The organism is Tepidamorphus gemmatus, from assembly GCF_004346195.1.
Taxonomy (GTDB): Bacteria; Pseudomonadota; Alphaproteobacteria; order Rhizobiales; family Tepidamorphaceae; genus Tepidamorphus; species Tepidamorphus gemmatus.
In genome coordinates this window covers 180,007-199,646 of record NZ_SMAK01000003.1, presented here as the reverse complement: position 1 = coordinate 199,646, position 19,640 = coordinate 180,007, and the positions used below count along the sequence as shown (strand labels likewise).

At 68.3% G+C, this 19,640-nt stretch carries 19 protein-coding genes; 10 read left to right on the top strand and 9 right to left on the bottom strand.

The window, feature by feature from the left end:
- Positions 1–23: 23 nt before the first annotated feature.
- The 6 genes from EDC22_RS06335 to EDC22_RS06310 form a co-directional block, all read right to left on the bottom strand.
- Positions 24–908: a F0F1 ATP synthase subunit gamma gene (locus EDC22_RS06335; protein WP_132805777.1), complete on the bottom strand. Its 885-nt coding sequence runs from the start codon at positions 906–908 to the stop codon at positions 24–26.
- Positions 909–954: 46 nt separating this feature from the next.
- Positions 955–2,487: a F0F1 ATP synthase subunit alpha gene (gene atpA, locus EDC22_RS06330; RefSeq protein ID WP_132805776.1), complete on the bottom strand. Its 1,533-nt coding sequence runs from the start codon at positions 2,485–2,487 to the stop codon at positions 955–957.
- The gene (locus tag EDC22_RS06325) at positions 2,487–3,047 is read right to left on the bottom strand and encodes a F0F1 ATP synthase subunit delta (RefSeq protein ID WP_132805775.1); all 561 of its coding nucleotides are present in this window, start codon (positions 3,045–3,047) and stop codon (positions 2,487–2,489) included. Before EDC22_RS06325 ends, atpA begins: the two co-directional genes overlap by 1 nt.
- 219 nt (positions 3,048–3,266) lie before the next feature.
- Positions 3,267–4,505: a CaiB/BaiF CoA transferase family protein gene (locus EDC22_RS06320; RefSeq protein ID WP_132805774.1), complete on the bottom strand. Its 1,239-nt coding sequence runs from the start codon at positions 4,503–4,505 to the stop codon at positions 3,267–3,269.
- 131 nt (positions 4,506–4,636) lie between these two features.
- Positions 4,637–5,800: a patatin-like phospholipase family protein gene (locus EDC22_RS06315; protein ID WP_245499658.1), complete on the bottom strand. Its 1,164-nt coding sequence runs from the start codon at positions 5,798–5,800 to the stop codon at positions 4,637–4,639.
- A gap of 4 nt (positions 5,801–5,804) precedes the next feature.
- Complete coding sequence (locus EDC22_RS06310; RefSeq protein ID WP_132805773.1) at positions 5,805–6,590, bottom strand: 3-hydroxybutyrate dehydrogenase; 786 nt, start codon at positions 6,588–6,590, stop codon at positions 5,805–5,807.
- A 169-nt stretch (positions 6,591–6,759) separates the two neighbouring features.
- On the opposite strand from EDC22_RS06310, the gene EDC22_RS06305 reads away from it, so the two are divergent.
- Together EDC22_RS06305 and ispG are read left to right on the top strand one after the other, a co-directional pair.
- The gene (locus EDC22_RS06305; RefSeq protein ID WP_132805772.1) at positions 6,760–7,308 is read left to right on the top strand and encodes a Fur family transcriptional regulator; all 549 of its coding nucleotides are present in this window, start codon (positions 6,760–6,762) and stop codon (positions 7,306–7,308) included.
- Positions 7,305–8,582 (top strand): flavodoxin-dependent (E)-4-hydroxy-3-methylbut-2-enyl-diphosphate synthase, encoded by a 1,278-nt coding sequence (gene ispG / locus EDC22_RS06300; protein WP_132805771.1) that lies wholly within the window; start codon positions 7,305–7,307, stop codon positions 8,580–8,582. The genes EDC22_RS06305 and ispG overlap by 4 nt, the downstream gene beginning before the upstream one ends.
- Before the next feature lie 122 nt (positions 8,583–8,704).
- Here ispG and EDC22_RS06295 read toward each other — a convergent pair whose 3' ends face one another.
- Positions 8,705–9,613, bottom strand: a complete 909-nt coding sequence (locus EDC22_RS06295) for a polyprenyl synthetase family protein (RefSeq protein WP_245499657.1) — start codon at positions 9,611–9,613, stop codon at positions 8,705–8,707.
- 114 nt (positions 9,614–9,727) lie between these two features.
- On the opposite strand from EDC22_RS06295, the gene mtgA reads away from it, so the two are divergent.
- From mtgA to EDC22_RS06275, 4 genes are all read left to right on the top strand, one after another.
- Positions 9,728–10,435, top strand: a complete 708-nt coding sequence (mtgA, locus tag EDC22_RS06290; protein ID WP_132805770.1) for a monofunctional biosynthetic peptidoglycan transglycosylase — start codon at positions 9,728–9,730, stop codon at positions 10,433–10,435.
- 193 nt (positions 10,436–10,628) lie between these two features.
- Positions 10,629–10,814 (top strand): 50S ribosomal protein L32, encoded by a 186-nt coding sequence (rpmF, locus tag EDC22_RS06285; RefSeq protein WP_132805769.1) that lies wholly within the window; start codon positions 10,629–10,631, stop codon positions 10,812–10,814.
- A gap of 162 nt (positions 10,815–10,976) precedes the next feature.
- Positions 10,977–11,381 carry a hypothetical protein gene (locus tag EDC22_RS06280; protein ID WP_132805768.1) on the top strand — a complete coding sequence of 135 codons (405 nt, stop codon included), beginning with the start codon at positions 10,977–10,979 and terminating at the stop codon, positions 11,379–11,381.
- Positions 11,382–11,384: 3 nt separating this feature from the next.
- Positions 11,385–12,977, top strand: a complete 1,593-nt coding sequence (locus EDC22_RS06275) for a gamma-glutamyltransferase family protein (protein WP_132805767.1) — start codon at positions 11,385–11,387, stop codon at positions 12,975–12,977.
- Between the two features lie 12 nt (positions 12,978–12,989).
- Here the strand turns inward: EDC22_RS06275 and EDC22_RS06270 are convergent, their stop codons facing one another.
- Positions 12,990–13,325: a hypothetical protein gene (locus tag EDC22_RS06270; RefSeq protein WP_132805766.1), complete on the bottom strand. Its 336-nt coding sequence runs from the start codon at positions 13,323–13,325 to the stop codon at positions 12,990–12,992.
- 204 nt (positions 13,326–13,529) lie between these two features.
- Between EDC22_RS06270 and EDC22_RS06265 the strand changes: the two genes are divergently transcribed.
- Positions 13,530–15,230: an EAL domain-containing protein gene (locus EDC22_RS06265; protein WP_132805765.1), complete on the top strand. Its 1,701-nt coding sequence runs from the start codon at positions 13,530–13,532 to the stop codon at positions 15,228–15,230.
- A gap of 146 nt (positions 15,231–15,376) precedes the next feature.
- Here EDC22_RS06265 and phaR read toward each other — a convergent pair whose 3' ends face one another.
- Positions 15,377–15,982, bottom strand: a complete 606-nt coding sequence (gene phaR / locus EDC22_RS06260) for a polyhydroxyalkanoate synthesis repressor PhaR (RefSeq protein WP_132805764.1) — start codon at positions 15,980–15,982, stop codon at positions 15,377–15,379.
- A 504-nt stretch (positions 15,983–16,486) separates the two neighbouring features.
- On the opposite strand from phaR, the gene EDC22_RS06255 reads away from it, so the two are divergent.
- From EDC22_RS06255 to EDC22_RS06245, 3 genes are all read left to right on the top strand, one after another.
- Positions 16,487–17,668: an acetyl-CoA C-acetyltransferase gene (locus EDC22_RS06255; protein ID WP_132805763.1), complete on the top strand. Its 1,182-nt coding sequence runs from the start codon at positions 16,487–16,489 to the stop codon at positions 17,666–17,668.
- An 89-nt stretch (positions 17,669–17,757) separates the two neighbouring features.
- Entirely contained in the window at positions 17,758–18,483 is a 726-nt protein-coding gene (gene phbB / locus EDC22_RS06250; RefSeq protein ID WP_132805762.1) for a beta-ketoacyl-ACP reductase, read from the top strand.
- 188 nt (positions 18,484–18,671) lie between these two features.
- Positions 18,672–19,613 (top strand): calcium/sodium antiporter, encoded by a 942-nt coding sequence (locus EDC22_RS06245; protein WP_132805761.1) that lies wholly within the window; start codon positions 18,672–18,674, stop codon positions 19,611–19,613.
- The last annotated feature ends 27 nt before the right edge of the window (positions 19,614–19,640 follow it).

Genomic DNA, 19,640 nt, shown 5'->3' with positions numbered 1-19,640 from the left:
ACTATCCCCTTTCGGCCTGTCGGTCAGAGCGCCTCGGCGCCCGAGATGATTTCGATCAGTTCCTTGGTGATCTGCGCCTGACGCGTACGGTTGTAGTTGAGCGTCAGCTTGTGGATCATGTCGCCGGCATTGCGGGTGGCATTGTCCATCGCGGTCATCCGCGCACCCTGTTCGGACGCGGCGTTCTCGAGCAGCGCCCGGAAGATCTGCACGGCGATGTTGCGCGGCAGCAGATCCTCGAGGATCTCACTCTCCTCGGGCTCGAACTCGTAGACCGCAAGCGCCTGCGTGCCGGCGGCCGGATCGACCTCGGGCAACACCGCCGGGATGATCTGCTGGGCCGTCGGCACTTGGCTGATGACCGACTTGAAGTGCGCATAGAACAGCGTTGCGACGTCGAACTGGCCGCCCGCGAACATTTCCAGCACCCGGTCGGCCACGGCCTTGGCGTTGACGAAGCCGACCTGCTTCACGTCGCGCAGCGTGATCGTGTCGACGATCAGCCCACCATGGGTGCGACGCAGGAGATCGAACCCCTTGCGGCCGACGCAGAGGATCTTGACGGTCTTTCCGGCGCCGATCAGCCGGTTGGCGTGCTCGCGCGCCAGACGCGCGATGGAGGAGTTGAAGGCGCCGCACAGGCCGCGTTCGGCGGTACACACCACCAGCAGGTGGACGTCGTCGCGACCGGTTCCGACCATCAGCCGCGAACCGCCGGTGCCCGGCGGGATCGCGGCCGCCAGTCCGGCCAATACCTGCTCCATGCGCGCAGCATAGGGTCTGGCCGTCTCCGCCGCACTCTGCGCACGGCGCAGCTTCGCGGCGGCGACCATCTGCATCGCCTTGGTGATCTTCTGCGTCGCCTTCACCGAGGCGATGCGGTTCCTGAGGTCCTTGAGGCTCGCCATGTCCGGCCCTGTCCGTTCGCTGCGCTGCGCCCGCCCATCCGGGGCCTCAGGCCGCGAAGGCCTTGGCGAACGCGCTGACCGCCTTGTGCAGCTTCTCGCCGGTCTTCTCTGAGATCTCGCGCTCGTTGCGAATCGCATCGAGAATGTCGGCGTGCTTGTCGCGCATGTTGCGCAGCAGCTCCTCCTCGAAGCGGCGCACGGCGGAAACCGGCAGCGGATCGAGGAAGCCGTTGACGCCGGCATAGATCACGACCACCTGCTCCTCGACCTTGAGCGGCGAGAATTGCGGCTGCTTGAGGAGTTCGGTCAGACGAGCGCCACGGTTGAGCAGGCGCTGGGTGGTGGCGTCGAGATCGGAGCCGAACTGGGCGAAGGCGGCCATCTCGCGGTACTGCGCGAGCTCGCCCTTGATCTTGCCGGCGACCTGCTTCATCGCCTTGATCTGGGCAGCGGAGCCGACACGGCTCACCGACAGGCCGACGTTCAGCGCCGGGCGGATGCCCTGGTAGAACAGATCGGTCTCGAGGAAGATCTGGCCGTCGGTGATCGAGATCACGTTGGTCGGGATATAGGCCGACACGTCGTTGGCTTGGGTTTCGATCACCGGCAGCGCCGTCAGCGAACCGGATCCGTTCTCCTTGTTCATCTTCGCCGCCCGCTCGAGCAGGCGCGAATGCAGGTAGAACACGTCGCCCGGATAGGCCTCGCGTCCCGGCGGACGACGCAGCAGCAGCGACATCTGGCGATAGGCGACGGCCTGCTTGGACAGATCGTCGTAGGCGATCACCGCATGCATGCCATTGTCGCGGAAGTACTCGCCCATCGCGCATCCGGAGAACGGCGCCAGGTACTGCATCGGAGCCGGATCCGAGGCGGTCGCGGCAATCACGATCGAGTAGTCGAGTGCGCCGCGCTCCTCCAGCACCTTGACGAACTGCGCAACGGTGGAGCGCTTCTGGCCAACGGCGACGTAGACGCAGTAGAGCTTGCGGCTCTCGTCGTCGCCCTCATTGATAGGCTTCTGGTTCAGGAAGGTGTCGAGAATGATCGCGGTCTTGCCGGTCTGGCGGTCACCGATGATCAGCTCGCGCTGGCCGCGACCGATCGGAATCAGCGCGTCGATCGCCTTGAGGCCGGTCGCCATCGGCTCGTGAACCGACTGGCGGGGAATGATGCCGGGCGCCTTGACGTCGACACGGCGACGCTCCTTGGCCTTGATCGGGCCCTTGCCGTCGATCGGATTGCCGAGCGCATCGACGACACGGCCGAGCAACTCCTTGCCGACCGGCACCTCGACAATGGCGCCGGTGCGCTTCACCGTGTCGCCCTCGCGGATGTCGCGGTCCGAGCCGAAGATCACGACGCCGACATTGTCGGTCTCGAGATTGAGCGCCATGCCGCGGATGCCGCCGGGAAACTCGACCATCTCGCCGGCCTGGACCTTGTCGAGGCCGTAGACGCGCGCGATGCCGTCGCCGACCGACAGCACCTGGCCGACCTCGGTAACTTCGGCCTCCTTGCCGAAGTTCTTGATCTGCTCCTTCAGGATCGAGGAGATTTCAGCGGCCCGAATGTCCATCAGCCGACCTCTTTCATAGCGATTTTGAGATTGTTGAGCTTGGTGCGCAGCGACGTGTCGATCATCCGGCTGCCGACCTTCACGATCAGCCCGCCGAGCAGGCCCGGATCGACCTTGCGGGACAGCCGGACATCCTTGCCGATCGACGCCTTCAGCGCTGCGGCGAGCGATTCCACCTGCGCCTCTGTGAGCTCCTCGGCCGAGGTGACCTCGGCGGAGACCTCGCCACGATGCGCGGCCACCAGCTTGCGGAAGGCAGCGATCATGCCCTGAAGCACGAACAGCCGGCGATTGGCGGCGACCACACGAATGAAGTTCGCGGTGGTTCCGGTGATACCGGCCTTGTCGAGAATGGCCGCGAGCGCGCGGGTCTGCTCCTCGGCGGAGAACACCGGGCTCATGACCAGCCGCTTGAGATCGGTACTCTCTTCGATCATGCGGTCGATCGCGTCGAGATCGGCAGCGATCGTGTCGATCGACTTCTCCTCGACGGCCAGTTCGAACAGGGCCGTGGCATAGCGGCCGGAAACGCCAGATACGGTCGTGTCTTCTGCGGTCACGCGGCGAGCTCTCTGATGCGACCTGGTGAGCGGCGCGGATCGTATGACCCGATGGAAGCGGAGTCGGACCCGGACAGCCGGCCGGAGGCCTCGGGAGACCTCGTGCCCCCGAAGCCGGCGCTTCGCTAGCATACTCCCCCACCCCTTTCAACATGCCGGGCGTGCATCAATCGGCAGTTTTGTGCGGTGCGGCCGCGTCGGCCCGCCGCCGGTGATCGCTCAGATCGCGCCGTCGTCGCGGAGCTTCCGCCGATCGGCTTCGTCGAGCCCGAGAATCTCGGCCAGCACCTCGTCGGTGTGCTCGCCGAGGGTGGGCGGTGGCCGGCGATAGGTGATGGGGCTCTCGGAGAATTTCAGCGGATTGCCGATCAGCGTGACCTCGCCGGAGGCGGCGAGCGGATGGGCCATGCGGACCAGCATGTCGCGCGCGGCCACCTGCGGCTCGGCCAAGGCCTGGGCGATGTCGTTGACCGGGCCGACGGGCACGCCGCGACTCTCCAACCCGGCAAGGATGTCGGCGCGCTGCCGCGTCTTCAGGATCGCAGCGATCAGCGGCACCAGCTCGCCGCGGTTGGCGGTGCGTGCCGGATTCGTCGCAAAGCGCGGATCCGCAGCGAGTTCGGGGCGGCCGAGATAGTCGCACAGCCGGCGAAACTGGCTGTCATTGCCGACGGCGACGATGACATGGCCATCGGCGGTCTCGAACACCTGATAGGGCACGATGTTGGCGTGCGCGTTGCCTCGCCGGGTCGGCACCTTGCCGCCGAGCAGGTAGTTCATTCCCTCGTTATAGAGCCAGGCGACCTGGGTGTCGGCGAGCCCGATGTCGATGTGCTGGCCCATGCCGGTCGCATCGCGGTGGCGCAGCGCTGCCAGGATCGCGGTCGTCGCATACATGCCGCACATGATGTCGGCGATCGCCACGCCGACCTTGACCGGCTCGCCGTCCGGCTCGCCGGTGATGCTCATGATGCCACCCATGCCCTGGGCGAGGAAGTCGTAGCCCGGCCGGTGGGCGTTGGGACCGGTCTGGCCGAAGCCGGTGATCGAACAATAGACCAGGCGCGGCAGATCGTCGCGGAGGTCGGGATAGGCGAGCCCGTACTTGGCGAGTCCGCCAACCTTGAAGTTCTCGACCAGGACGTCGCTGTGCGCGGCGAGACGGCGCACCAGCGCCGCGCCCTGGGGCCTGGCGACGTCGATCGCCACGGAGCGCTTGTTGCGGTTTGTCGACAGGTAGTAGGCGCTCTCGGCGGTATCGGCGCCGGATGCATCCTTCAGGTTGGGCGGGCCCCAGCGCCGCGTGTCGTCGCCCTCTCCGGGCTTCTCGACCTTGATGACGTCGGCGCCCAGATCGCCGAGCAGCTGCGTGCAGCTCGGTCCGGCCAGCACGCGGGTCAGGTCGAGGACGCGGATGCCGGCGAGAGGTCCCGCCGCGCTGGAGGTGTCTGCTGCCATGAGGTGCCGTTTCCCCGGAAAGCCAGTCTCGATGCGGTCATCCTAGCCGCGCTGCGCGGCGATGGAAGCGGGCTCACGGCCGCTTCGCCATGCATCGACAGCAAGGCTGGTCGAGTCGGGGCGCCGGCCTGTCAGTCGATCATCTTGCGCATGTCGACGGTTGTCATCGAGCCGATATGGGCGCGATGCCTGTCGACGAACTTCGCCGCTGCCTGGCGGCCGCAGTCGCGCAGATAGGTCAGGAACGCCCATTCCGCATTGAACTTGCTCGAGGCGGTCAGATCGTTGAGGAACTCGCCGCCGTCGATGACGTGAACGCGGATCCGCCGATAATGCTCGCTGTCGAGCTTGCCCTCGCTGACCAGCCGGTCGACGAACTCGATCGCCCTGAGCTCCTTCAGCAGCGCGGCATTGAAGGTGATCTCGTTCATGCGGTTGAGGATCTCGCGAGCCGTCCTCGGCGTTTCCGGCCGCTCGATCGGATTGATCTGGATGAGCAGCAGATCCTCGGTTTCGGTGGCATAGAAGAACGGCCAGAGTGCCGGGTTGCCCGAGAATCCCCCGTCCCAGTAGGGCACGCCGTCGATTTCGACGGCCTGGAACATCAGCGGAAGGCAGGCCGACGCCATGACATGGTCGGCGGTGATCTCGTGATTGCGGAACACCTTGACCTTGCCGGTGCGCACGTTCGTGGCCGACAGGAACAGCTTGATCGAGGTGCAGTCGCGGATCGCCTCGAAGTCGATGATCTCCTCGATCAGGTCCTTCAGCGGGTTCAGATTGAGCGGATTGAACTCGTAGGGCGAGACGAAGCGGCTGACGAGATCGACCATCATGAAGCCCGGCGACCAGTCGAGCGACCAATGACCGAACAACCGGTCGAGCAGGGTGCGCTGCACCGGCGAGAGGCGAGAGGCGCGGCTGACCGCCTTCCAGTAGGCTTCCAGCGTCTCGCGTGCTCCCTCAGGTCCGCCATTGTGCCAGCCGGAGACCAGCGCCACGGCATTCATCGCACCGGCGCTGGTGCCGCTGATGCCCTCGATTGCGACCGGCGCGTTCTCGAGCATCCAGTCGAGCACGCCCCAGGTGAAGGCGCCGTGGGCGCCGCCGCCCTGCAGCGCCAGGTTGACGGTGCGCAGGTTCGAGCTGCCCGGCCGCGGTGCAGGGGTATCGTCGATGCGCACCGCGACGGCCTCGCCGCTGTCGCCGGCCGCCGCCCCAGTCCTCGGCTTGCCGGCGGCCGCCTTCGTTCGGCCGGTGGCGGTACCCCGGGTGCTGTCGGCCGCGCGCGCCACCTCGCTACTCCGCCGTCCAGCCGCCGTCGATCGGCAGGATCGCGCCGGTGATCGAGCGGGCGGCATCGGTGGTCAGGAATAGCGCCAGCCCGGCCACCTCATCGACGGTAACGAATTCCTTTGTCGGCTGGGCGGCCAGCAGTACATCCGTCTTGACCTGCTCCTCGGTCAGGCCGCGCGCCCTGGCCGTGTCGGGAATCTGCTTCTCGACCAGAGGTGTCCAGACATAGCCCGGACAGATCGCGTTGACGGTGATGCCGTGCCGGGCGGTCTCGAGCGCCACGACCTTGGTCAGACCTGCGATGCCATGCTTGGCCGCCACGTAGGCAGCCTTGAACGGCGAGGCGACGAGGGCGTGCGCCGAGGCGGTGTTGACGATGCGGCCCCAGCCCCGACGTTTCATGCCCGGAACGGCGGCGCGCATGCCGTGAAAGGCGGCCGACAGATTGATCGCGATGATCTGATCCCACTTCTCGACCGGAAACTCCTCGATCGCGGCGACGTACTGGATGCCGGCATTGTTCACCAGGATGTCGACCGAGCCGAATTCCGTCTCTGCCTCGCGGATCATGCCGGCAATCTCGTCGGGCCTCGTCATGTCGGCGCCGGAGAAGCGCACCTCGACGCCATGCGTCCTCGCCATGTTCGCCCGGATCGTCTCGATCTCCTCGGCCTTGCCGAGACCGTTCAGGACGATATTCGCACCGGCGCGGGCCAAGGCGTCGGCGATCCCCAGTCCGATGCCGGAGGTCGATCCCGTGACCACCGCCGTCTTGCCGTTGAGAGACATGCTCGCTCCTTTCGAGGATTAGCCCGCCGCCCTACATGGGCTAGATAGTGCAATGCAGCATCGCGGTTAAGACGGGGTATCGTTCCGATGTCACCGTCGTGAGGCTATAGTAACCCGCCGGGCCGGTCGTGCCCGGCCTGCGGAACACCGGCGCAGACACCGAGGACACATGGCCGATTTTCCGGCACCGAATCACGATCACAGCCATTGTGCCGACCGTATCGTCCGCACGGCGAGGGCCGTGTGCCGCCGCAGGGGCGCCAGGTTGACCAGCCAGCGCGAGAAGGTGCTCGAGCTCTTGGCGCAGGGCCACCGTCCGATGGGCGCCTATGAACTGATGGATGCGATGGCTGGCGACGGCCGCAGGCCGGCCCCGATAACCGTATACCGGGCTCTCGACTTCCTGGTGCAGCAGGGGCTGGTGCACCGGATCGAGAGCCGCAACGCCTTCATCGCCTGCACCGCCGGCGACGCCCGCCATTCGGCGACGGTGTTCCTGATCTGCCGGGCCTGCGGCAATGTCGGCGAGGCGCTGGCCGAAGGCGTCGGCGAGGCGCTCGACTCGGTGGCGGCGGCGAACGGTTTCGCGCCGGACCTGACCGTGATCGAGATCGACGGGCTGTGCCGGCACTGCGCGCAGACGGCGGCGGGAGCGCAGATGTCGGGAGAGCGCGGGTCGGGCGAGCGGGCGGCTACAGGGACGGCGGAGCGCACATGATCGAGGAATACGGACCCGCGGCGCGCAGGCGGACGGTCGGCGTCCGCATCGGTCGGGGCGCCGCAGCGGTGCAGGTGGGCGGCATGGCACCGGTCGTGGTCCAGTCGATGACCAACACCGACACCGCCGACATCGCCGCAACCGTCGCCCAGGTCGCCGCGCTGGCGCGGGCGGGCTCGGAGATCGTCCGCATCACGGTGGACCGCGACGAGGCGGCGGCGGCCGTGCCGCACATCCGCGACCGGCTGATGCGTGCCGGAATCGACGTGCCGCTGGTCGGGGACTTCCACTATATCGGCCACAAGCTGCTCGCCGAGCATCCGGCCTGCGCCGAAGCGCTGGCGAAGTACCGGATCAACCCGGGCAATGTCGGCTTTCGCGAGAAACGCGACCGGCAGTTCGGCGCGATGGTCGAGATCGCGCTGACCCATGACAAGCCGGTCAGGATCGGCGTCAACTGGGGCTCGCTCGATCAGGAGCTCCTGACCCGGCTGATGGACGAGAACGCCGCCTCGCCGGCCCCGAAGTCGGCCCGTGCGGTGATGCACGAGGCGATCGTCCAGTCGGCGCTGCTGTCGGCGGCGCGTGCCGAGGAGATCGGTCTGGGGCGCGATCGGATCATCCTGTCGGCCAAGGTCAGCCAGGTGCAGGATCTCATCGCAGTCTACCGGATGCTGAGCCGGCGTGGCGACTACGCGCTGCATCTCGGCCTCACCGAGGCGGGCATGGGATCGAAGGGCATCGTCGCATCGACGGCCGGCATCGGAGTCCTGCTTCAGGAGGGGATCGGCGACACGATCCGCGTGTCGCTGACGCCCGAGCCGGGCGGCGACCGCACACTCGAGGTGCGGGTCGCGCAGGAGATCCTGCAGACCATGGGCCTCAGGACCTTCGTTCCCGTGGTGACGGCCTGCCCGGGTTGCGGACGCACGACCTCGACGGTGTTCCAGGAACTCGCCCGCGACATCCAGGACTTCATCCGCACCGAGATGCCGGTATGGCGGGAAAGGTATCCGGGCGTCGAGACCCTCAACCTTGCGGTGATGGGGTGCATCGTCAACGGGCCGGGCGAATCCAAGCATGCCGACATCGGCATCTCGCTGCCCGGTACCGGCGAATCCCCGGCCGCGCCGGTCTTCATTGACGGACAGAAGGTCACGACACTTCGCGGCCCGATGATCGCGGCCGACTTCAAGGCGATCGTGATGGAGTATATCGAGCGCCGGTTCGGGACCGACGCCGCCGGTCGTCAGGGCAGCGACGCGGCGGAATAGCCCGTCCGGTCAGCCTGTGCGGAGCCGGTCTGCGCATCCTCGTCGCGATTGACGGGCGACAAGGCCAGCCTTGTGCCTTGGGAGGCGGACCGGCGCCGGCGGCGGTCATGATGTCCGGCCGGTCATCTTTGCCGCGCCGCGGCATACTGGGCTGCTGCGACCAGCGGTGCTGCCCGGTCGCCATAGCCGGCGAGCGCGGCGCTGGCCTCGGCAACCGCTTCGCCCAGCCTGTCGCGCGCCGCACCCGGGCCGATCAGCGCGGGTAGCGTCGCCTTGCCCCTGGTCCGGTCCTTGGCGGTCGCCTTGCCGACCTGATCGGCGCTTGCTTCCTCGTCGAGCAGGTCGTCGGCGATCTGGAAGGCGCGGCCGAGTGCGGCCCCGTAGGCGGCGAGGCGCTGCCGATCAGCCTCGCCCGCCCCGCCGAGGATCGCGCCGGCAAGTGCGGCAAAACGGAACAGCGCACCGGTCTTCATTGCCTGCAGCGTCGCGATCTCGGCCTCGGACAGCGTGAGCGGCAGGCCCGCCGCAAACCGGCCTTCGGCGGCGAGGTCGCGCATCTGACCGCCGATCATGCCGTTCGTCCCGCCGGCGCGCGCGAGTTCGACCACCAGCTCCGCACGCACGGCCGCATCGGGATGGGCTGTGGGGTCGGCCAGCGTCTCGAAGGCAAGTGTCAGCAGGCCGTCGCCGGCCAGGATCGCGGTCGCCTCGTCAAAGGCGCGATGGACGGTCGGCAGGCCGCGGCGCAGATCGTCGTCATCCATCGCGGGCAGGTCGTCGTGGACGAGGCTGTAGCAGTGCAGCAGTTCGAGCGCGCAGGCCGCCGGCATCGCCACGGCTTCGGCGATCCCGAAAAGTGCTGCGGCGCGCAGCACGACAAAGGGCCGCAGGCGCTTTCCACCGCCGAGCGCGGCATGGCGCATCGCCGCGCCGAGACGGCCGCCGATCGGCGCGAGCCGCGTGCGGAGGACCGCCTCGACACGCGCTGCCGTCGCTGAAAGATCCGCCTCGAACCCGCCGATATCAGCCACCTGTACGCCCTCCAGCCAATGCCGCGGAGAGTGGCCGAGCGCGTCGCGACATGCAACGGGCCGGCAGCGGCGCAATTCGGTTGCGGGTCGGCGGGGCGGAAGCTATCTCGGGGCATGGCGGAAAGGACCAGCAGGGGCGGCAGGCGGACCGGGTGGCGCGCGTGGTCGCGGCGGCTGGTGCGCGGCATTGCCATCGCAGGCCTCTTGCTCGCGGCGCTGCCGATCGTGCTGGTACCGCTCTACGCGGTGGTGCCGCCACCGGCCTCGACGCTGGAAGTGTGGCAGCGTCTCAACGGGGTGCCGATCAAGAAGCGCTGGGTCCCGCTCGACGACATCGCGCCGGTGCTTGTCCATTCGGTCATCATGTCGGAGGATGGCCAATTCTGCGCGCACCGGGGCGTCGACTGGAAAGCCGTGCGCGAGGTTCTCGACCGCGGCGACACGCGCGGCGCGAGCACGATCCCGATGCAGACGGTCAAGAACCTGTTCCTGTGGTCATCGCGCAGCTACGTCCGCAAGGGGCTCGAAGTGCCGCTTGCCTATTGGGCGGATCTCGTCTGGTCGAAGCGTCGGATGATCGAGATCTATCTGAATATCGTCGAATGGGGCCCCGGCGTATTCGGCGCAGAGGCCGCGGCCCAGCACTGGTTCGGCGTGCCGGCCGCACGGCTGTCGCGCCGACAGGCGGCGCTGATGGCAGCCGCCCTCCCGAACCCGATCGCCCGCAATCCCGCCAAGCCGGGCCGCACCACCACCTACCTCGCCGGAATCATCGAGCGACGGGCCCGTCAGGCCGGGGCCTATGTGACTTGCCTGGAGTAGACGGCGGGCTCGCGCGTCCTGCGACGCGGCGGTCACCGCGACGGCGCGGCCGGACCCGGCGGCGACTCGCCCCTTCCGTTCCGACGCGCTTTCCTCTATAAGCCCGCCGACTTCCGTCATTTTGCCGCGGTGCCGGGCAGCCCAGACGCGCCCCCGCCTCGCCGTCGGCACCCGGTTCCGAGGAGACGAGACCATGGCCGTACCGAAAAGGAAGACCTCGCCGATGAAGCGCGGTCACCGCCGCTCCGCCGACGCGCTGAAGGCGCCGACCTATGTCGAGGACAAGGAGTCGGGCGAGCTGCGCCGTCCGCACCACATCGACCTGAAGTCCGGCAAGTATCGCGGCCGGCAGGTGCTGAAGCCGGTCGACGCCGACTGAGGCATCGGCCGCACCGGGGACCGTCAAGGCCGGCGATCACGCCGGCCTTTTCGTTTGAGCTCGCCCGACCCGTCGGGAGGGCTTCCGTCCGCCCCGCCGCGAACGCATGATGCCGGCTCGCGCAACCGACCGCGACCCGTCCCCGAACACCGGAGTCTGCCGATGTACGGCCTGCCGCTGATGATCCTCCCGCTGATCGGCTACAACGCGCTCGAATTCCTGTTCGGCGGCGTCGACTGGAAGGCTGCATTGTTCGATGTCGACATGATGTCGGGCGCGGTGTGGACGATGACTGCGAGCGACGTGTTCCTGCTGGTCGCCCTGCTGTTGCTGTTCGTCGAGGTGCTGAAGGCGACGCGGACGACCTCGATGTCGATCGTCGATCACTTGCTGTCGACACTGGTTTTCGTCGGATGCCTGGTCGAGTTCCTGCTCGTGGCACGGGCGGCGACCTCGACCTTCTTCCTGCTCACCGCGATCGCCTTCGTCGACGTCGTGGCCGGCTTCTCGATCACCATCCGCGCTGCCCGGCGCGATTTCGCCATCGGCCCGCACGGGGAGGGCTGACCCATGGCGCGCGATTTCCAGGCGCCGGGCCGCTCCGCGGTCTATGCCACCCGCGGCATGGTCGCCTGCTCGCATCCGCTGGCGGCGGCCGCTGCACTGGCCGTGCTGCAGGGCGGCGGCAACGCCGTCGATGCGGCGATCACCGCATCGGCGGTGCTGACCCTGGCCGAGCCGCACATGACCTCGGCCGGCGGCGACTGCTTCGCGATCGTCGCCCTGCCGGACGGCAGCCGTTACGGCCTCAACGGCTCCGGCCGCTCGGCGGCGGCCCTGACTCCGGACTATGTGCGGGCCCAGGGACTGTCCGAGATCGACGAGGACCACGGCACGTCCGTCACCGCGCCCGGTGCGGTGGCGGCCTGGTCGCAGCTCCTCGAGCGCTTCGGCAGCATCGGCCTCGACCGGGCGCTGGCGCCGGCGATCGACCTCGCCGAATCCGGCGTGCCGGTCGCGCCGCGCGTCGCCCGCGACTGGGCGGGCGAGGTCGGGCGGCTCGTGCGCGACCCGGGCGGGCGGCGCCACTACCTGACCGCGGCGGGCGACGCGCCCGCGGTCGGAGATGTCGTCCGCTTTCCGGCCCTCGCCCGCACCTACCGGCGGATCGCCGAGGCCGGCCGCGACGGTTTCTACACCGGCGCAGTGGCCGAGGACATATGCGCGGCGGTGGCCCGCCGCGGCGGCTGTCTGACGCCCGACGATCTCGCCGCGACCGAGGCGACATGGGTCGATCCGATGCTGTCGCCCTACCGAGGGCTGTCGGTCGGCGAGCTGCCGCCGAACGGCCAGGGCATCACGGCGCTGATCCTCATCGGCATTCTCGAGCGTCTCGGGCTTGCCGGTCTCGACCCGCTCGGCGCGCAGCGCCTGCATCTGGAGATCGAGGCCGCGCGCCTCGCCTATGCCTGCCGCGACCGCTTCGTCAGCGATCCGGCGACCGCCGACCTGCCGGCCGCTGCGCTGATCGAGCCGGCGTTCCTCGACCGGCTCGCCGCCCGCATCGACCCGCGGCGGCGGATGGTTGAGACCGGCCCGATCGACCCGCGCGAGAAGACCGATACCGTGTATCTCTGTATCGTCGATGCCGACGGCATGGCGGTGTCCTTCATCAACTCCGTGTTCGATTACTTCGGTTCTGCGATCGTTGCGCCGGACAGCGGCGTCGTGCTGCAGAACCGGGGTTCGGGCTTCGTCCTGACGCCCGGGCATCCCAACGAGGTCGGCCCGCGCAAGCGTCCGCTGCACACGCTGATTCCCGGCCTTCTCGTCGAGAACGGTCTCACCCGCGGCGTGTTCGGCGTGATGGGCGGCCAGTACCAGGCCTGCGGCCACGCCCATCTCGTCTCGAACCTCATCGATTACGGCATGGATCCGCAGGCGGCAATCGACCTGCCGCGCGCCTTCTTCGAGGGCGATGCGACCGTCCTGGAAACGGGCGTTGCGGAGGCGACGGCGGCCGAGCTCGTTGCGCTCGGGCATCAGGTGAGGCGGGCGGATTCGCCGCTCGGCGGCGGTCAGGCGATCCTGATCGACCGACGGCGCGGGGTGCTGATCGCCGGATCGGACCCACGCAAGGACGGTTGCGCGATCGGGCTGTGACCCGTGGCCGGCTCAGGCGGACCGCGCCTGTGACCGGCCCGGGACAGGGAGCGATCGGCAGCCGCGATAGGCGGCGAGCGCCTCGGCAACCGGCGCCAGTCGCCTGAGACGGGTCTGCGGCAGACCCATCTCGGTTGCGATCAGCTGGGCGATCAGCGGCGCGCTGGCGATCGCCAGCCGTGCCGCCGGTTGGGCACGGTCGTCGGCCGCGGCGCGGCGAACCGGCACCGGCAGGCGCGCCGCGGTGCCGCGCTGCGGTGGCTGTCGCGTCTCGGCGTCCGATCCCGGTTCGATCCGGGCCTGCGGACGTCCCGCCCTGAACCCGTCGGCCGGTTCGCTGATGCGCATCGATCATCTCCTGTGCCGCTTCGGGACGACGGACGTCCCCATGCCGGTTGCGCAGCAAGCGCCCGGCCGTTCGGAAACCGATTGTTAACCTTTCGCGCGCCGACTGTGTCGGATTGTCCACAGGAAACTGCTGCCGGGGTGCGCCGGCGGGTGTAATCTGGTCGATGAGTCGTGGTGCGGCGGCCGCCACAGGAGCTTGCTGGCATGGGCGAGGACGATACGGATGGCCGAACGGAGCCCGACGCAGGCGCGATCCTCGCCTCGATCGGCGCGGCCGCGTACGAATGGGACCTCGAAAGCGACCGGATCGCATGGGGCGGCGACGTGGAGGGTCTGCTGCGCACGCCCGGCGCGTCGCTTGCCAGCGGACGCCTCTATGCCCGCCGGATCGATCCTGAAGGGCCACCCGGCCGCCATGCGGCCGTCGTCGAGAGCGGTGTCGAGGACGAGGGTGCCGGCATCGCCTATCACATCGAGTACCGCTTCCTGCCGCTCGGCGGTGGCGAGGCGCTGTGGATCGAGGACAACGGTCGCTGGTTCGCCGGACCCGACGGCAAGCCGGTGCGCGCCCATGGCATCATCCGCGCCATCAACGAGCGACGGGCCCGCGACGAGCGGCTGATCTACCGCAGCGACCACGACAATCTGACCGGCGCTCTCAACCGAGCGCGTCTCGTCGAGGAGATCGGCGCGGCGATCGTGGCGGCGGAGCGGTTCCGCCGCAGCGCGGCGGTGGCGATCGTCGCGGTCGACAACCTGTCGGTGCTCAACGACGCCTACGGCTTCGACGTCGCCGACGAGGTGATCGCCGGCGTCGCCCGGCGGGTGCGCCGCGAGATGCGGGGTGGCGATTCGATCGGCAGGCTGGCCGGCAACAAGCTCGGGCTCGTGCTCAACGATTGCAGCGAAGCGGATTTCCGCATCGCGGTCGACCGGTTGGCACGGGCGGTTGCCAGCGGCCCCATCGCCACCGGGACCGGCCAGGTGGCGGTGACGGTTTCGGTGGGCGGCGTGGTCGTGCCGCGCCACGGGCGCACCGCGCACGAGGCGCTCGGTCATGCCCAAGAGGCGCTCGACGAGGCCCGCCTCAGGGGCTCTGCGTCGGTTGCGGTCTACGAGCCGTCGCCGGTCCGCGACGCGGCGCGGCGGCGCAACGCCGAGGTCGCAGGTCAGGTCGTTGCGGCCCTGAACGAGGGGCGACTGGGTCTGGCCCTGCAACCGGTGGTGCGGACGGCCACGCGGGTGCCGGCGTTCCACGAGGCGCTGTGCCGTCTACACCTGCCGGACGGCACGGTGATCGCGGCTGGTGAGTTCATCGAGACGGCCGAGCGACTGGGAATCGTCCGGCTGATCGACCATCGCGCCGTGGATCTGGCAATCGCCGAGCTGCGCGCCGATCCCGATCTCGTGCTGTCGATCAACGTTTCGACGTCGAGCGCGCTCGACGGCACCTGGTTCGCAAGGCTCGTCGGCCAGATCCGACGCGACCGCAGCCTTGCCAGGCGGCTGATCGTCGAGATCACCGAAACGATGGCGATCACCGATCTGCAGCGCGCGGTGCAGTTCGTCCAGTCGGTCCGCGACATTGGCTGCCGGGTCGCGATCGACGATTTCGGTGCCGGGCACACCTCGTTCCGCAACCTGCGCGCCCTGCGCGTGGACATCGTCAAGATCGACGGCTGCTTCATCGAGGGCATTGCCGACAACGAGGCCGATCGCTTCTTCGTCGCGACGCTGGTCTCGCTCGCCCGCCATGTCGGGCTCGAGGTGGTGGCCGAGCGGGTGTCGTGCGAGGCGGATGCCGCGGTTCTCGCCGCGATCGGGGTCGATTACCTGCAGGGCCGGATGTTCGGCATCGAACGGGCCGGCGATCCGTCGGGAGAGATCCGCATCGCCGCCGGCTGAGCGACGGGCGGCATCCGTGAGCGGTCGTGCCGGTGGCAGTCTCTTCCCGCTCTTCCCGGCCGGCCCCTGCGCGAACCGCGCGACTTTGCCTGCTGCTGGCCGCTGGGCCTGCTGCTGGCCGCTGGCAGATCGCCGGGCGCGCCGGGTCAGCGGTCCCGGGCGAGCTTGTCGAGACGCGTCTGAACGTCGGCGAGCTGCTTCTTCAGCGATTCGATCTCGCTGTCCGCCTTCGCCGCCTTGCGCGATGGCGGAGCGTCTTGCTCCGCGCCATGCGCGGCGCCGTGGCTGGTGGAACCGCTGTCGCCGGCAAAGGGTGAGAACATCCGGAACGCGCGCTCGAACATCTGCATGTTGCGGTTGACCTGATCCTCCAACGCTCCGATCGCCGTGGCGCTCAGGGCACGGGTCATCTGGTCACGGAACTTCTCCTGCTCGCGGGCAAGCGAGGACATCGAGAAATCCAGATAGCTGGGAACGAGCGACTGCATCGAGTCACCGTAGAAGCGGATCAGCTGGCGCAGGAAGTTGATCGGCAACAGTGCGCCGCCCTTGTTCTCCTGCTCGAAGATGATCTGGGTCAGCACCGAGCGGGTGATGTCCTCGCCGGTTTTTGCGTCGATGACGATGAAATCCTCCTCGGATTTCACCATCTCGCCGAGATCGTCAAGCGTCACATAGGTGCTGGTGCCGGTGTTGTAGAGACGCCGGTTGGCGTATTTCTTGATGACGGTCGCCTGCTTGTTCCTGCTCATCTGCCCTGGTCACCATCCGGCGCCGTCCGCACCGCTTGCGCGTTTCCCTGTCGTGGCTCGGGCGACCCTCATCGCGGTGGCGCACCGGGGCATTCGCCAAGGCCACGGAAGCTCCCCGGGCGCGCCGGCGGGACGGGCGACAGGACGACGCACGGGGAGGACGACCGGACATGCCTCGTGCAGGTGCGACAGGCGGAGTCGGTGGCCGACAGCACGGCGATCCGGTTCAGCCTGCACGATCCCGACACGGTGTTGCGACTGCGACAGGTCAATTCACGAGCCTTTTGCTGCGACACGATACGGATTTTTCGCTTGCACGGCCACCGTTTTGTCCAGGCTGCGGGCGGCGGCGATTGACTCACCGCAATGCGATGCAGCAAACAGTCTGCGAAGCGCCCCGGGATCGTCGCCGGCGCGCGATCGCTGTAGTGACGGCCCAGCCGGTGCGTGCACCGGAACAACATTCGGGACCGGCGCGGCCAGCCGGCACAGGAGGTCAATCCCATGAGCACGTTCGAGGACATCGTCATCGTCAGCGCCGCCCGTACGCCGGTCGGTTCGTTCAATGGGTCGCTGTCGAGCGTGCCCGCCTCCTATCTCGGCACCGTGGCGATCAAGGCCGCGCTGGAGCGCGCCGGCGTCGCCCCAGCCGATGTCGACGAGGTGATCCTCGGCCAGGTACTGACCGCGGCAGCCGGGCAGAATCCGGCACGTCAGGCGTCAATCGCGGCCGGAATTCCGATCGAGTCGCCGGCGTGGGGCATAAATCAGGTGTGCGGCTCCGGCCTGCGCGCGGTCGCGCTCGCCGCGCAGCAGATCGCCGACGGCTCTGCTGCGATCGTGGTTGCCGGCGGACAGGAATCGATGAGCCAGTCGCCCCATGCCGCGCATCTGCGCAGTGGCGTCAAGATGGGCGACTTCAAGCTGATCGACACGATGATCAAGGACGGCCTGTGGGATGCCTTCAACGGCTACCACATGGGCAATACCGCCGAGAATGTCGCCCGCCAGTGGCAGATCACCCGCGAGGAGCAGGACGCCTTCGCAGTGGCCTCGCAGAACAAGGCCGAGGCGGCAAAGAAGGCCGGTCGGTTCAAGGACGAGATCGCCCCGGTGACGGTCGCCGGCCGCAAGGGCGACGTCGTCGTCGAGGAGGACGAATACATCCGCGAGGGGGCAACCATCGACCAGGTGGCGAAGCTGAAGCCGGTCTTCGACAAGGACGGCACGGTGACGGCCGGCAATGCCTCCGGCATCAATGACGGTGCGGCGGCGCTGGTGCTGATGACGGCCCGCGAGGCGGCGTCGCGCGGCCTCAAGCCGCTCGCCCGCATCGCCTCGTTCGCATCGGCCGGAGTCGACCCCAAGATCATGGGGTCGGGACCGATTCCGGCGAGCCGCAAGGCGCTCGAGAAGGCTGGCTGGAAGATCGACGATCTCGACCTCGTCGAGGCCAACGAGGCGTTCGCTGCGCAGGCCTGTGCGGTCAACAAGGATCTCGGCTGGAACCCGGACATCGTCAACGTCAATGGCGGTGCCATCGCCATCGGCCATCCGATCGGTGCCTCGGGCGCGCGCATCCTGACCACGCTGCTGCACGAGATGCGTCGGCGCGACGCCAGGAAGGGCCTCGCCACGCTGTGCGTCGGCGGCGGCATGGGCGTCGCCATGTGCGTCGAGCGCTAGCGGCGCATCAGCACCCGGCCCCCGGCGCGGTTCGAAGGCCCGGGGACCGTCGGCATTTCGACGGCAGGCCATTTCAGAGGGAGGCGACGATGAGCAAGGTTGCAGTGGTTACCGGCGGCACCCGCGGGATCGGCGAGGCGATCTCTAGGGCGCTGAAGTCGGCAGGCTATACGGTCGCGGCGAACTACGGCGGCAACGACGAGGCGGCCGCACGGTTCAAGGAGGCGACGGGCATTGCCGTCTACAAGTGGGACGTGTCCGACCACGAGGCCTGTGCCGCCGGCGTCGCCAGAGTCGAGGCCGATCTCGGTCCGGTCTCGGTGCTGGTCAACAATGCCGGCATCACCCGCGACACCATGTTCCACAAGATGACCCTCGATCAGTGGAAGGCGGTGATCGACACCAATCTCGGCTCGCTGTTCAACATGTGCCGGCCGGTGATCGAGGGCATGCGCGAGCGCAATTTCGGCCGCATCATCAACATCTCCTCGATCAACGGCCAGAAGGGCCAGATGGGCCAGGTGAACTATTCCGCGGCGAAGGCCGGCGAGATCGGCTTCACCAAGGCGCTGGCCCTCGAGAACGCCCGCAAGGGCATCACCGTCAATGCCATCTGTCCCGGCTACATCGCCACCGACATGGTCAAGGCGGTTCCCCAGGACGTGCTCGAGAAGGCGATCCTGCCGCAGATTCCGGTCGGCCGTCTCGGCGAACCCGAGGAGATCGCCCGCTGCGTGGTGTTTCTCGCCTCGGAGGAGGCCGGGTTCATCACCGGCTCGACGCTCTCAGCCAATGGCGGCCAGTACATGGCGTGAGGCCCACATCATCCGCCTCCCGGCTCGCCGCCTGGCAGCGGCCGCGATGACGCGCGGCATGGCCGGTGCGACGCGCGACCATCGGGGGACGGACGGCCAGAAAATGCGGTGTCGGGGGTAGCGGATCCGTTGCCGCCGCATATATCTGGGTGGTCGCCGGGGATGCGGCGCAACGGAGGCGAGATACCGTGACCATCGCGGCAACCCTGCTGGGCGGCCTGATCCTGTTGTTCGTCGCCGGCGAGCTGCTGGTCAGGGGATCGGTCGCGCTCGCCATCCGGCTCGGCGTCTCGCCGCTCATGATCGGACTGACGGTGGTCGGCTTCGGCACCTCGATGCCGGAGCTCGTGACCAGCCTGCAGGCGGCGATTGCCGGCGTGCCGGGCATCGCGCTCGGCAACATCGTCGGCTCCAACATTGCCAATGTGCTGCTGATCCTCGGCATCGCAGCGCTGGTCTGTCCGATCCTGTGCCCAGTGCGCACGGTGGTTCGTGACGGCGGGCTGATGCTGGCCGCGGCGCTGGTGCTGCTGGCGCTCACCGCCGAAGGCGTGCTCGGCCGGATCGATGGCGTCCTGCTCGTGCTGGGGCTCGCGGGCTATCTCGGCTTCGTCTGGTTTCAGGAGCGCCGCCATCCGCCCGCCGAGGACGTGACCGGCAAGACCCGTCCGAAGCCCGGCCTGGCCGGCGCGCTGATCGACGTCGCAATTGTCCTGTTCGGATTGCTGGGGCTCGTGCTCGGCGCCCGCCTGTTGGTGTCCGGCGCGGTCGATCTGGCGGCGATCCTCGGCGTCTCGGATACCGTCATCGGTCTGACGGTGGTCGCGGTCGGCACGTCGCTGCCGGAACTCGCCACGTCGCTCGTCGCGGCGATCCGCCGCCAGCCGGAGATCGCGTACGGCAACATCGTCGGCTCGAACATCTTCAATGTGCTCGGCATCGCCGGCGTCACCGCCTTCGCGCATCCGCTGTCTGTGCCCGACGAGATCGTCCGCTTCGACCTGCCGCTGATGATCGGCGTGATCCTGATGATGACGATCTTCGCGGCCACCGGCAGCCGCGTCACGCGCTCGGAAGGCGCGACGCTGTTCGTCGGCTACTGCGCCTATGTCGCGCTGGTGATGGTCTAGCGCATTCTCCGGAGAAAGCGGTTTGCG

Coding starts and splice junctions, on each gene's coding strand:
- EDC22_RS06335 (WP_132805777.1), bottom strand. CDS start 908: ATGGCGAGCCTCAAGGACCTCAGGAACCGCATCGCCTCGGTGAAGGCG.
- atpA (WP_132805776.1), bottom strand. CDS start 2,487: ATGGACATTCGGGCCGCTGAAATCTCCTCGATCCTGAAGGAGCAGATC.
- EDC22_RS06320 (WP_132805774.1), bottom strand. CDS start 4,505: ATGGCAGCAGACACCTCCAGCGCGGCGGGACCTCTCGCCGGCATCCGC.
- EDC22_RS06310 (WP_132805773.1), bottom strand. CDS start 6,590: ATGTCTCTCAACGGCAAGACGGCGGTGGTCACGGGATCGACCTCCGGC.
- EDC22_RS06305 (WP_132805772.1), top strand. CDS start 6,760: ATGGCCGATTTTCCGGCACCGAATCACGATCACAGCCATTGTGCCGAC.
- ispG (WP_132805771.1), top strand. CDS start 7,305: ATGATCGAGGAATACGGACCCGCGGCGCGCAGGCGGACGGTCGGCGTC.
- mtgA (WP_132805770.1), top strand. CDS start 9,728: ATGGCGGAAAGGACCAGCAGGGGCGGCAGGCGGACCGGGTGGCGCGCG.
- rpmF (WP_132805769.1), top strand. CDS start 10,629: ATGGCCGTACCGAAAAGGAAGACCTCGCCGATGAAGCGCGGTCACCGC.
- EDC22_RS06280 (WP_132805768.1), top strand. CDS start 10,977: ATGTACGGCCTGCCGCTGATGATCCTCCCGCTGATCGGCTACAACGCG.
- EDC22_RS06275 (WP_132805767.1), top strand. CDS start 11,385: ATGGCGCGCGATTTCCAGGCGCCGGGCCGCTCCGCGGTCTATGCCACC.
- EDC22_RS06270 (WP_132805766.1), bottom strand. CDS start 13,325: ATGCGCATCAGCGAACCGGCCGACGGGTTCAGGGCGGGACGTCCGCAG.
- EDC22_RS06265 (WP_132805765.1), top strand. CDS start 13,530: ATGGGCGAGGACGATACGGATGGCCGAACGGAGCCCGACGCAGGCGCG.
- phaR (WP_132805764.1), bottom strand. CDS start 15,982: ATGAGCAGGAACAAGCAGGCGACCGTCATCAAGAAATACGCCAACCGG.
- EDC22_RS06255 (WP_132805763.1), top strand. CDS start 16,487: ATGAGCACGTTCGAGGACATCGTCATCGTCAGCGCCGCCCGTACGCCG.
- phbB (WP_132805762.1), top strand. CDS start 17,758: ATGAGCAAGGTTGCAGTGGTTACCGGCGGCACCCGCGGGATCGGCGAG.